At 71.8% G+C, this 12,037-nt stretch carries 13 protein-coding genes; 8 read left to right on the top strand and 5 right to left on the bottom strand.

Annotated features, from left to right (window positions below; translation table 11 throughout):
* Positions 1-39 precede the first annotated feature (39 nt).
* The 4 genes from ACZ44S_RS18815 to ACZ44S_RS18830 all read left to right on the top strand — a co-directional run bounded on the left by ACZ44S_RS18815 (position 40) and on the right by ACZ44S_RS18830 (position 4,004).
* The gene (locus ACZ44S_RS18815) at positions 40-1,398 is read left to right on the top strand and encodes a sensor histidine kinase (protein ID WP_466930364.1); all 1,359 of its coding nucleotides are present in this window, start codon (positions 40-42) and stop codon (positions 1,396-1,398) included.
* Positions 1,395-2,060: a response regulator gene (locus ACZ44S_RS18820; RefSeq protein ID WP_466930366.1), complete on the top strand. Its 666-nt coding sequence runs from the start codon at positions 1,395-1,397 to the stop codon at positions 2,058-2,060. Before ACZ44S_RS18815 ends, ACZ44S_RS18820 begins: the two co-directional genes overlap by 4 nt.
* Before the next feature lie 39 nt (positions 2,061-2,099).
* Complete coding sequence (locus ACZ44S_RS18825; RefSeq protein ID WP_466930368.1) at positions 2,100-3,323, top strand: cytochrome P450; 1,224 nt, start codon at positions 2,100-2,102, stop codon at positions 3,321-3,323.
* Positions 3,324-3,410: 87 nt separating this feature from the next.
* A complete protein-coding gene (locus ACZ44S_RS18830) occupies positions 3,411-4,004 on the top strand; it encodes a Uma2 family endonuclease (RefSeq protein ID WP_466930369.1) in 594 nt (197 codons plus the stop codon).
* An 18-nt stretch (positions 4,005-4,022) separates the two neighbouring features.
* Here ACZ44S_RS18830 and ACZ44S_RS18835 read toward each other — a convergent pair whose 3' ends face one another.
* Both ACZ44S_RS18835 and ACZ44S_RS18840 read right to left on the bottom strand, forming a co-directional pair.
* The gene (locus ACZ44S_RS18835; protein WP_466930371.1) at positions 4,023-5,627 is read right to left on the bottom strand and encodes an ABC transporter permease; all 1,605 of its coding nucleotides are present in this window, start codon (positions 5,625-5,627) and stop codon (positions 4,023-4,025) included.
* Positions 5,624-6,520 carry an ABC transporter ATP-binding protein gene (locus tag ACZ44S_RS18840; protein ID WP_466930373.1) on the bottom strand — a complete coding sequence of 299 codons (897 nt, stop codon included), beginning with the start codon at positions 6,518-6,520 and terminating at the stop codon, positions 5,624-5,626. The genes ACZ44S_RS18835 and ACZ44S_RS18840 overlap by 4 nt, the downstream gene beginning before the upstream one ends.
* Positions 6,521-6,634: 114 nt before the next feature.
* On the opposite strand from ACZ44S_RS18840, the gene ACZ44S_RS18845 reads away from it, so the two are divergent.
* Both ACZ44S_RS18845 and ACZ44S_RS18850 read left to right on the top strand, forming a co-directional pair.
* Positions 6,635-7,132: a GbsR/MarR family transcriptional regulator gene (locus ACZ44S_RS18845; RefSeq protein ID WP_466930374.1), complete on the top strand. Its 498-nt coding sequence runs from the start codon at positions 6,635-6,637 to the stop codon at positions 7,130-7,132.
* Positions 7,133-7,227: 95 nt separating this feature from the next.
* The gene (locus tag ACZ44S_RS18850) at positions 7,228-7,809 is read left to right on the top strand and encodes a Uma2 family endonuclease (RefSeq protein WP_466930376.1); all 582 of its coding nucleotides are present in this window, start codon (positions 7,228-7,230) and stop codon (positions 7,807-7,809) included.
* A 12-nt stretch (positions 7,810-7,821) separates the two neighbouring features.
* Here the strand turns inward: ACZ44S_RS18850 and ACZ44S_RS18855 are convergent, their stop codons facing one another.
* On the bottom strand, positions 7,822-8,694 hold the full coding sequence (locus ACZ44S_RS18855; protein WP_466930378.1) for a diacylglycerol kinase family protein: 873 nt from the start codon (positions 8,692-8,694) through the stop codon (positions 7,822-7,824).
* A 185-nt stretch (positions 8,695-8,879) separates the two neighbouring features.
* On the opposite strand from ACZ44S_RS18855, the gene ACZ44S_RS18860 reads away from it, so the two are divergent.
* A complete protein-coding gene (locus ACZ44S_RS18860; protein WP_190164794.1) occupies positions 8,880-10,163 on the top strand; it encodes an adenylosuccinate synthase in 1,284 nt (427 codons plus the stop codon).
* A 68-nt stretch (positions 10,164-10,231) separates the two neighbouring features.
* Entirely contained in the window at positions 10,232-10,396 is a 165-nt protein-coding gene (locus ACZ44S_RS18865; protein ID WP_466930381.1) for a hypothetical protein, read from the top strand.
* Positions 10,397-10,399: 3 nt separating this feature from the next.
* Here the strand turns inward: ACZ44S_RS18865 and ACZ44S_RS18870 are convergent, their stop codons facing one another.
* Both ACZ44S_RS18870 and ACZ44S_RS18875 read right to left on the bottom strand, forming a co-directional pair.
* A complete protein-coding gene (locus ACZ44S_RS18870) occupies positions 10,400-11,059 on the bottom strand; it encodes a hypothetical protein (RefSeq protein ID WP_466930382.1) in 660 nt (219 codons plus the stop codon).
* Between the two features lie 45 nt (positions 11,060-11,104).
* Positions 11,105-11,878: a GntR family transcriptional regulator gene (locus tag ACZ44S_RS18875; protein WP_466930384.1), complete on the bottom strand. Its 774-nt coding sequence runs from the start codon at positions 11,876-11,878 to the stop codon at positions 11,105-11,107.
* Positions 11,879-12,037 lie beyond the last annotated feature (159 nt).

Genomic DNA, 12,037 nt, shown 5'->3' on the forward strand with positions numbered 1-12,037 from the left:
GGGACGACCGCGACCACCCGGTCGGCCTACCGTGTGAGCGTGACCGAGACGACTCACCAGCAGACCGCGGCCGCCCCGCAGGGCGACGGGGCCGGGACGCGCAGCCCGGAGTACCGGCTGGCCCAGAACGCCCTGCGGGGACTGCGCCAGGACCTGTTCCACGACCCCTTCGCCTACCGCCCGCTGCCGCCCCGGCACACGGACGGCCCGTTCGTCCGCCGGCTGCCCGGCCGGCTGCGGACGGCCGCGCAGCACCTCCCGCACGCGGTGGTGGGTGCGGTCGCGCTGCTCGCGCTGTGCGTGGGCGCGGTGAGCGGTGGCCTGCCCGGCGGGGACGTGCCGGCCCTGCTCTCGGGCCTCCTGTGCGCGCTGCCGGTGCTCGCCACGCTGGTGCGGCCGATCGGCGCGTTCTGGCTGTCGCTCGCCGTGACCCCGGTGATCGCGGTGATCAACGGCAGCGGGTGGGACTGGCCGTGGATGCCCGGCGCGTTCGTCTCCCACCTGACGGTGCTGGTCGTCGTGGCCCTGCGCACCCGGCCCCGCACCGCGGCCTGGATGTGGGTGCTGACCGCCGCGTACGCCTTCCTCTCGGACGTCTTCTTCGGCGGGTCGTACTACTACACCAACAGCGGCCCCATGATGGTGACGTCGGCCTTCGCCCTGCTCCTTGTCTCCCTGTGGCACGTCCGGCACACCGCCCAGCAGGAGGTGACCGCCCAGCAGACGGTGACCGCGCAGGAGCGGTCCCGGCGCACGGCGCTGGAGGAGCGCACCACCATCGCCCGCGAGCTGCACGACGTGGTGGCCCACCACATGTCGGTCGTCGCCATCCAGGCGGAGGCCGCGCCCTACCGGGTGGAGAACCCGCCGCCCGAGCTGGAGCGCGCCTTCGCCACGATCCGGGAGAACGCGGTGGCCGCCCTCACCGAGCTGCGCCGCATCCTCGGCGTGGTCCGCGCCGAGGACTACGAGGCCCCCGACGCCCCGCAGCCCACTCTGGCCGACCTGGACGCCCTGCTGGTCAATGTGCGCGGCGCCGGTCTGGAGGTGGAGAAGGTGGTGACCGGCGCGGTGCGGGAGCTGCCGCAGGGCGTGGAGCTGTCGGCGTACCGGATCGTGCAGGAGGCGCTGAGCAACAGCCTGCGGCACGCCCCCGGCGCGAGCGCCCGCGTGGAGATCGGGTACGTCCTCGGCGGGCTCGGCGTGCGCGTCGTCAACGGCCCCGCGCCCGAGCCGAGCCTCGTGAAGCCCTCGCCGGGCGCCGGTCACGGCATCACCGGCATGCGCGAACGGGTCACCATGCTGAACGGCGAGATGACGGCCGGCGCCACCGACGACGGCGGCTACGAGGTCGCGGTGTTCCTGCCGGTCGCCACGGCGAGCGAGGGTGACGCATGACCATCCGTGTTCTGATCGCGGACGACCAGATGATGGTGCGCGAGGGCTTCTCGGTGCTGCTGGGCGCGATGCCCGACATCGAGGTCGTCGGCGAGGCAGTCAACGGCCGGGAGGCGGTCCAACGGGTCCGCGAGCTCGCCCCCGACGTCGTCCTGATGGACATCCGCATGCCCGAGCTGAACGGCATCGAGGCGACCCGGGAGATCGTCGCCGCCGACGGCGCCGCCAAGGTCCTCGTCCTGACCACGTTCGACCTCGACGAGTACGTCTACCAGGCGCTGCGCGCGGGCGCCTCCGGCTTCCTGCTCAAGGACGCCTCCGCCCGCCAGCTCGCCGACGGGGTACGGGTCGTCGCGTCCGGCGAGGCGCTGCTCGCCCCGACGGTCACCCGGCGCCTGATCACCGAGTTCTCCAAGCTGTCCGAGGCGCCGCGGCTGATGCCGTCCGCGCACGCGGCGTACGGCGATCTGACCGAGCGGGAGACGGAGGTGCTGGTGCTGATCGCGCAGGGCCTGTCGAACGCGGAGATCGCCGGTCGGCTGGTCGTCGCCGAGTCGACGATCAAGACGCACGTCAGCCGCATCCTGGTGAAACTCGGTCTGCGGGACCGCACGCAGGCGGCGGTGTTCGCGTACGAGGCACGGCTGGTCACGCCGGGCTGACCCTGGCCAGGGGGCGGGGTGCCGGGCTACCGTCCGTTCATGGCAGCCCTTGACGACCTCGCGTTCGACCCGTGGGACCCCGCGTTCGTCGCCGACCCGTACCCCGCCTACGCCGAGCTGCGCGAAGCGGGCCGGGTGCGGTACTTCGAGCCGACGAACCAGTGGCTCGTCGCCCATCACGCGGACGTCTCGGCCCTGCTGCGCGACCGGCGCCTGGGACGGACCTACCAGCACCGCTTCACCCACGAGGAGTTCGGCCGCACCGCCCCGCCGCCGGAGCACGAGCCGTTCCACACCCTGAACGACCACGGGATGCTCGACCTCGAACCGCCGGACCACACCCGCATCCGCCGCCTGGTGTCGAAGGCCTTCACCCCGCGCACGGTGGAGCGCCTGCGGCCGTACGTCGAGCAGCTGGCCGGTGAGCTGGTCGACGCTCTGGTCGCGGCGGGCGGCGGCGACCTGCTCAAGGACGTCGCCGAGCCGCTGCCGGTCGCGGTGATCGCCGAGATGCTGGGCATCCCCGAGGCGGACCGGGCCCCACTGCGCCCCTGGTCGGCGGACATCTGCGGGATGTACGAGCTGAACCCCCCACAGGAGACGGCGGCGAAAGCGGTACGAGCCTCCGTCGAGTTCTCGGACTATCTGCGCGAGCTGATCGCCGAGCGCCGCGAGAACCCGGGCGACGACCTGATCTCGGGCCTGATCGCCGCCCACGACGAGGACGACGACCGGCTCACCGAGCAGGAGATGATCTCCACCTGCGTGCTGCTGCTGAACGCGGGTCACGAGGCCACCGTGAACTCCACGGTGAACGGCTGGTGGGCGCTGTTCCGCCACCCCGGCCAGCTCGCCGCCCTGCGCGCGGACCACTCCCTGGTCCCCTCCGCGGTGGAGGAGCTGATGCGCTACGACACCCCGCTCCAGCTCTTCGAGCGCTGGGTGCTCGACGAGATCGAGATCGACGGGCAGGTGATCCCGCGGGGCGCGGAGATCGCGATGCTCTTCGGCTCCGCCAACCACGACCCGGCCGTCTTCACCGAGCCGGAGCGCCTGGACCTCACCCGCCGCGACAACCCGCACATCTCCTTCAGCGCCGGCATCCACTACTGCATCGGCGCCCCGCTGGCCCGCATCGAACTGGCGGCGTCGATGACGGCGCTGCTGGAGAAGGCCCCGACGCTGCGGCTCGCCTCCGAGCCCCGGCGCAAGCCGAACTTCGTGATCAGGGGACTGGAGGGGCTGGCCGTGGACCTGGGGTGATCACCCGTTCGGCTGATCACTGGTCGATTCCGGGTGCGGGACGTGCGTGGCTCGCCAAGCTGGTGTTCGCCTGCGGAGGGAGGCACCATGACGGTTATGGCAGAACGTGGGTCATCCCGGTTGTCGGTGGACATGTTCGAGCGGATCGCCGAGTTCGCCGAACATGAGGACGAGACCGTCAGGTTCGAGTTCATCAACGGACGGATCGGGCTCAGGAAAGTGACCAACGGCAATCACGGCGCGATCATCATGTGGCTGGTCCGTCAGTGCATGCAGGCCAGGCCCGAACTCGACCTCAGCCCGGTGCAGGGGCTGAAGGTGGAGTCCTACCGCAAGGGCCGGGCCCGGCCGGACGCGGTGCTCGCGCCCGTCGCCCACTTCGCCGGGCAGGGGGACTGGGCGGAGCCCGAAGGCGTGCTGATGACGGTGGAGGTCACCTCCTTCGACTCGGACACGCACGATCGCGACCGGGGGGAGAAGCCCCAGGCCTACGCCGAATCCGGGATCCCCGTCTACCTGCTGATCGACCGCGACCGTCGCTCCGTCCTCGTGCACAGTGACCCGGACCCGGTGGTCGGCTACCGCAATGTCCAGAAGCGCCGGCTGGGCCAGAAGGTCGTGCTTCCGCCCCCCGTCGACATCGCCTTCGACACCGACGAGCTCAAGCCGTACATGGACTGACCGCCCGGCCGCCCCCTGTCACGTCGTCATGTCCCTGCGCCGCAACCCGGCCAGCCCCGCCGCCACCAGGGCCGTCGCGAGCGCCGTGAGGACCAGCACCGGGGGCCACTCCATGCCCCCGCCCGGCAGCTTCGGCAGATGACCGAAGGGCGACAGATCCAGCACCGCCCGCGGGGCGTCCAGGGCCGGGCCGACCCAGCCGATCAGCAGCACCGCGCCGGCCACACCCCACGCGCCCATCGCCGCCCCGGGCACCAGCCCGTACAGCAGCACCGCGACCCCGCCGACCGTCCAGACCGCCGGGATCTGCACCAGACACGCCCCCAGGACCGGGCCCGCCTGCTCACCGTGGCCCACGGCCAGTCCCACGCCCGCCAGCAGCATCAGCAGCACCGATCCGCCGAACGCCACCGCCAGATGTCCGGCGGCCCAGCGCAGCCGTCCGAGTGCTCCCGCGAGGACCGGTTCGGCGCGGCCCGAGGTCTCCTCGCCGTGCAGCCGCAGCACCGACGCCACGATGTACAGGGCGGCCACCAGCCCGAGCATGCCGGCCATCGCGGCGAGGAACGCGTCCGTCAGCCCGGACTGCCCGCCCATCCGCCGGAAGATCTCCCGCGCGCTCTCGTTGTCGGCGACGAGATCGGCCGCTCCCTCGGCCATCTGGCCGTACACCAGCCCCGCCAGCAGGAAGCCGACGCTCCACCCGAGCACACCGCCCCGCTGCAGCCGCCAGGCCAGCGCACCCGCGCTGCCCAGCTGCCCGGCGGCCGGCCCCGGACGGGTCGGCAGGAAACTCATGCCGAGGTCCCGGCGCCCGGCGAGCGCGTACGCGACCGCCGCCTGGAGCAGCACCGCGCCTGCGAACAGGCCCAGCACCCACCACCGTTCGCCGGCGAAGGCCCGCAGATTCGTCAGCCAGCCGAGCGGTGACGCCCAGGTCAGCGGCGACGACCCGTCGTCCCTCGCGGAGTCGCCCGCCGCCCGCAGGACGAACGCGGCCCCGAGCGCCGCCGCCGTCAGCCCCCGCGCGAGCCGCGCGCTCTCCGTCAGCTGCGCCAGGATCGCCGCCGTGGTCGCGAAGAGCATCCCCACACCGGCGAGCCCCAGCCCGAACGCGAGCGCGCCCGCGGAGCCCTGTCCGGCCAGTCCGGCCGTCACCAGCAGCGCCAGCACCCCGTTGGCGACGGCCGCCGCGAGCAGTGCCGCCGTCAGTGCGGCCCTGCGCCCCACCATCCCGGACGCCACCAGTTCCTGACGTCCGCTCTCCTCCTCGTCCCGGGTGTGCCGTACGACCACGAGCAGACCGACCACGGCGGCCAGCGCGCCCGCGTACACCCCGGCCCGCCAGGCGGTCAGTGCGCCGAGGGAGTCGCCGAGGACCGGGCCCACCATGGCCCGCAGGGAGGAGTTGGCGCCCATCTGCGCGACCAGGCCGGCGCGTTCGGCGGGAGTGCCGTACAGCCCCTCGAGCGTGCTCGGCATGGACAGCACCATCAGGGCGTTCACCCCGACCCAGACCGGGATCAGCACCCGGTCCCGGCGCAGCGCGAAACGCAGCAGGACGCCGGTGCCGGCGAACTGGCGGGCGCTCGCGGGCCGTACGGCGAAGGCGGCCAGGCTCATCGGGCCGTCACCTCGTCCTGGTAGTGCCGCAGGAACAGCTCCTCCAGCGTCGGCGGGGTGGACGTCAGCGACCGCACGCCCGACGCGCTCAGCGAGCGCAGCACCGCGTCGAGCCCGTCGGTGTCGACCTGGAGCCGCACCCGGTGCCCCTGGACGTCGAGGTCGTGCACGCCCGGCAGTCCGGCGAGGCCGTTCGGCGGACCGGCGAGTTCGGCGCTCACGCTGGTGCGGGTCAGATGGCGCAGCTCGGCGAGTGAACCGCTCTCCACGGTCCGCCCCTTGCGGATGATGCTGACCCGGTCGCACAGCTCCTCCACCTCGCTGAGGATGTGCGACGACAGCAGCACGGTCCGCCCGCGGTCCCGTTCCTCGGCGACACAGCGCCGGAAGACCCCCTCCATCAGCGGGTCGAGACCGGAGGTCGGCTCGTCGAGGATCAGCAGGTCGACGTCGGAGGCGAACGCGGCGACCAGGGCGACCTTCTGCCGGTTGCCCTTGGAGTAGGTGCGGCCCTTCTTCGTGGGGTCCAGCTCGAAGCGCTCGGTGAGCTCGGCGCGGCGGTGCGGGTCCAGGCCCCCGCGCAGCCTGCCGTACAGGTCGATGACCTCGCCGCCGGAGAGGTTGCGCCACAGCGTCACGTCACCGGGCACGTAGGCGATACGGCGGTGGATCTCCACGGCGTCCGTCCAGGGGTCCCGGCCGAGCACCTGGACGGCACCGGCGTCGGCGCGCAGCAGGCCGAGCAGGACGCGGATGGTCGTGGACTTGCCGGAGCCGTTGGGGCCGAGGAAGCCGTGGACCTCACCCGCCCCGACGCTCAGGTCGAGCCCGTCCAGTGCGTGGGTCCGGCCGAACGACTTGTGCAGTCCGGACACGGTGATGGCCTTCGTCATGCCTCGGAACGTACGCTCTCTTCAGAAGATTGTGAAGTTAAGGAAGCGTATGAATCGCTGGTTAGACTTGATCCACCGGATCCATGGCGCCTGAGCAGGGGAGATGATCGGATCATGGCGGAGCCGAGCGGGGCGGCCCGGGATCCCGAGGCGGTCTCGCGGTTCGTCGAGCACTTCGCGGCGCAGCTGGTGGAGGCCGGGCTGCCGCGGATGCCGGCCCGTGTCTTCGCGGCCCTGCTGGCCTCCGACACCGGGGTGCTGACCTCCGCCGAACTGGGCGAACGGCTCAGGATCTCACCGGCCGCGGTGTCCGGGGCGGTGCGCTATCTCGCGCAGCAGCACATGGTCTCCCGCGAGCGCGAGCCGGGCTCCCGGCGGGAGCGGTACCGGGTCCACGGCGACCAGTGGTACGAGGCCCTCACCAACCGCGAGGCCGTCATCAGGCGCTGGGAGGACGCCCTCCGCCAGGGCGTCACCAGCCTGGGCGAGGACACCCCGGCGGGCCGCCGGCTGGCGGAGACACTGGCCTTCTTCGAGTTCGTGGAGAAGGAGGTCGAGGCGATGATGGGGCGCTGGCGGGTGCATCGCGAGGAGCGGTTCGGGCGGGGCTGAGGGGTGATCGGAAGCGCGGTCCGCGCGGAGTGACTGATCGGATACTCTGAGTGGTGGCTGGTCCGCATCACCGGGGAGGGCGCATCATGACAGTCATGGCAGAGCGACCGACGACAAGCGGCACCGAGTCCGACAGCTTCGAGAACCTGCTGAGGACCCTCGACGAGCTGGACGTGCCCGACGGCTACAAGGCCGAGATCATCAGGGGGAACATCGTCGTGTCGCCGTGGTCGAAGGGGTATTACCTCGATGTCATGGAGCTGGTGTGCGAGCAGCTCCGGCAGCATCTCCCCGAGGAGCACCGGATCAGTTGCGGGCCGTTCCTGTACGTGTTCCCGGGTGTGGAGCGCGCGTACGGGCCCGATGTTCACGTGGCGCACCGGAGCGTCAGCCGGAGCACCAGCAACAAGCTGGACGGCGAAGCCCTGTCCTTCGTCGCCGAACTGACCTCCTCGTCCACCCGCGACGACGACATGACGGACAAGGTCGAGGTCTACGGCAAAGCGGGCGTCCCCGTCTATCTGCTGCTCGACATGCAGGAGGAGCGGGCCACGGTCTTCTCGATGCCCTCGGCCAAGGGCTACGAGTCCCGCGACACCAAGCCCTTCGGCGAGAAACTCGCCATCCCCGCCCCGTTCGACTGCGTCCTGGACACGACCGAGTTCAAGGCCCCCTGAACGGCGTGCCCGTCATCGCGACGGCACCGTGAGCCCCCAGGCACCCTCCCGCACCTCCCACGTCCGCGTCCGCACCGGACCCGACACCACCGCGTCCGCCCGGTAGCGGAAGTGCGCGCCCGACACGGTCACCGTGCGCCCCTCCGCCGACAGCGGGGACGCCTCCGCCCCCACCGACGCCGGACGCACCTCCACCTGGGCCCGGCCGGGCGCGCCCGGCATGACCGAGACGCCCTCCACCGGCTGCCCGAGATCGACCAGCGTCTCCCCGTCCACCTCCACCCGCAGTCGCGCGGGCCCGCCCTCCGGCGCGGACACGGCCCCGGACGGCCGCGCGGGCACCAGGGTCCGCACCAGCGACCGGTACGTCCGCAGCCAGGGGCGCCCCGTCCCGCCGGCCCCCTCCCGCACCGGCGTCACACCCCCGACCGGCGGGATCCGCAGCGCGCCGAGCACCACGCCGTCGCTGTCGTCCACGAGGAGGTCCATCCGCCGCTCCGCCCCGTCCAGCACCGCCCGCGCCGCCGCCACCGCGCCAGCGGGCACCCCCAGCGACCGGGCGAGGGAGACCGCGCCGCCCACCGGCACCAGGGACAGCGCACACCCGGCCAGCTCCCGCCGCCGGTGCAGCAGCGTCACCGCCCGTACCAGGGCCCGGTCGTCGCCGACCACCACCGGCCGTCGCGACCCGCGCCGTGCCAGCGCCCGCGCGAACTCCTCCGGATCGTCCGGCAGACACACCTTCGCGCCCGCCGCACCCGCGCTCAGCACGTCCTTCGCGATCCGGACGGACTCGCCGTCCGCCCGCCGGGCGACCGGATCGATGACCACCAGGAGCTGATCGGACGTCGCGGAGAAGGTCCTGGAAGTCGCCACCTCGGCCATGCCTCGCTTCCTCGGGTAGCATCTTTGTGCAAGAGCCCCTTGCGCTATTGCGCCAGGGGCTTCGTCTATTCCGGGGCATCCGGTCCGACGGTTGGCGGCCAACGGTGGTCGCGGTGCACGCGGCGGTGATCCTCCGTGTGCGCCCCTGACCTTGGACATGCCCCGCCCGGAAGGGGTGTACGCGCGTGCCCGCACTTGTGCTGCTCGGTGCTCAGTGGGGTGACGAAGGCAAGGGAAAGGCGACGGACCTGCTGGGTGGTTCCGTCGACTATGTGGTGCGCTACCAGGGCGGCAACAACGCCGGCCACACGGTAGTCGTGGGCGACCAGAAGTACGCCCTTCACCTGCTCCCTTCCGGAATCCTGTCTCCCGGCTGCACGCCGGTCATCGGCAACGGCGTCGTCGTCGACCCGTCGGTCCTGCTCTCCGAGCTGAGCGGTCTGAACGAGCGCGGCGTCGACACGTCGAAGCTCCTGATCAGCGGAAACGCTCACATCATCACGCCGTACAACGTCACGGTGGACAAGGTGACCGAGCGCTTCCTCGGCAAGCGCAAGATCGGCACCACGGGCCGGGGCATCGGCCCCACCTACGCGGACAAGATCAACCGCGTCGGTATCCGCGTCCAGGACCTGTACGACGAGTCGATCCTCACCCAGAAGGTCGAAGCGGCCCTCGACGTCAAGAACCAGATGCTCACCAAGCTCTACAACCGGCGCGCGATCGCCGTGGACCAGGTGGTCGAGGAGCTGCTGGGCTACGCGGACAAGCTCGCCCCGTACGTCGCCGACACGGTGCTGGTGCTGAACCAGGCGCTGGAGCAGGACAAGGTGGTCCTCTTCGAGGGCGGCCAGGGCACCCTGCTCGACATCGACCACGGCACGTACCCCTTCGTCACCTCCTCCAACCCGACCGCGGGCGGTGCCTGCACGGGCGCGGGCGTGGGCCCGACGAAGATCAGCCGGGTCATCGGCATCCTCAAGGCGTACACCACCCGCGTCGGCGCCGGCCCGTTCCCGACCGAGCTGTTCGACGAGGACGGCGAGGCCCTGCGCCGCATCGGCGGCGAGCGCGGTGTCACCACCGGCCGTGACCGCCGCTGCGGCTGGTTCGACGCGGTCATCGCGCGGTACGCGACCCGGGTCAACGGCCTCACGGACTTCTTCCTCACCAAGCTCGACGTCCTCACCGGCTGGGAGCAGATCCCGGTCTGCGTGGCGTACGAGATCGACGGCAAGCGCGTCGAGGAGCTGCCGTACTCGCAGACGGACTTCCACCACGCGAAGCCGGTCTACGAGATGCTGCCGGGCTGGAGCGAGGACATCAGCAAGGCGAAGTCCTTCTCCGACCTGCCGAAGAACGCCCAGGCGTACGTCAAGGCCCTGGAGGAGATGTCCGGCGCCCCGATCTCCGCGATCGGCGTGGGCCCGGGCCGCACCGAGACGATCGAGATCAACTCGTTCCTCTAGAGCGCTGCCGCCTGTGCTCCGGTGCCCGCGCGGGCACCGGAGCACAGGCATGGCCTGAGGGCGGGAAGATGGCCGAGCAGGTCACGGGGATCCTCGACCGGCTGCAGCCGGAAGCCGCCTACTTCGGTCCACTCGGCGGGCGGCGGACGACGATGGTGCTGGTCCTGCGCATGCGGGACAGCTCCGAGGTGCCCCGGTGGGTGAGCCGAAAGGGCCTCGCCGCGGTGCGGTGAGCCTCAGCTGAAGACGATCATCGAGCCTTGCGCCAGGCTCCGTGTCGCCGCCGCGTGCAGACCCAGCCACACATGGCGCTCACGGGCGAAGGGGCTGGGGTCGTACGGGGCCGGCACCGCCGGCACCGCCGGCTCCTCCAGCTCCGTCGGGCCGCGCGGAGGCTCGGGAGCCGCCGGGGGGTTCGCCGGGTCGATGCCGATGGCCGGGGCGACGAGCTCCAGTTCGCGCAGCAGCGCGTGGGAGGAGCCCAACGGGCCGCCGCCGGCGAGGAGTTCGTCACTGGAGAGCGGATTCGGGAAGTCGAGCGGGACGTACGCGCCCGCGTGGTCGTAGTGCCAGACCAGGTGGGACTGCTGGGCCGTCGTCTCGAACATCTCCAGCAACTGCTCGTAGTCGCCGCCCAGTTCGTCCACCGGTGTGACCGGCAGTCCGCACACCTGGAGCAGGTACACCCGGCGCAGGAAATGCAGCGCGTCGTAGTCGAACCCCGCGACCGGAGCCACCTCGCCGTTCAGTCCCGGCATGTACTGGTACACCGGTACCGGTGGCAGGCCCGCGTCGGCCAGCACCGCGTTGTACTGCGCGAGTTCCTCGGCGAAGGGATTGTCGGGCGTGTGGCACAACACGTCGACGAGCGGTACCAGCCACAGGTCACAGGCCAAAAGAGGGCTCCTCGCATCGCGCGGTCGTCGGGGTGGTCGTCCTGGTCAGGGAAGGGTATCCGCGCCCGGCCGGGGCGGCTCCCCCCGTGCGGACCGTTGTGCAGGTCCCTTACCCATCCCACCGGCCGTCAGGCCCTCGACGAGGGACAGCGCATGCGCGTTGTACGCCTCCACGATTGCGCGGGCGGAATCGGTGTCACGGCGCACCAGCGCATCGACCAGATCGGTGTGTTCGGACCATAGCCGCCCCCGCAGATCGGGAATCCGCCGCAGATGCTGCACCGCGTACACCCATCCCTGGACGCGGAGCCGGTGCAGGAAGTCGGTGAGGTAGGGGTTGCCGAAGACGGACGCGAGTTCGCGCCAGAAGCGCAGGTCGTAGCCGATGAGCACGGTGACCTCGCCGGCGAGGGCGGCACGCTGGGCCTCCTCGCCGCGTCGGCGCACCCCCGCGAGGGCGGCGGCGACCCGGGGCTCGTCCGGCCGGAGCTGCGCCAGATGGCCCTCGGTCAGCGCGTGGAACATGCCGTCGATCACCAGGCTGCGGGCCTGGATCATGCCGCGGAAGTCGTCGGCGGAGTACTCGTGCACGCGAAAGCCGCGGTGCTGGTCGGCGTCGAGCAGCCCCTGCGCCGACAGGTCGACCAGGGCCTCCCGGACGGGGGTCGCGGAGACGCCGTACTGCTCGGCGATCTCCTTGACGGTGAACTCCTGCCCGGGCTGGAGCCGCCCTCCCAGCACCTCGTCACGGAGCGCGTCGGCGATCTGCTGCCGCAGGGTGCTGCGGGTCACGGCGCCAGTGCCGCTGCTGCCGGGCATGTTCGGGGCGTCTCCCTCATCGCGTTCGAGTGCCGTGCACGGTGAATGTCCGCGGGCACGCCACCTTACGCGGTCGGGTGAGGGGCGGGACGTTCGAACGGGCACGAGGGCAAAGCCGCCTCGTGCCCGTCCCGGCCGGGTGACGCCGGCCCGCCCGCA

It is taken from the genome of Streptomyces malachitofuscus, assembly GCF_055571035.1.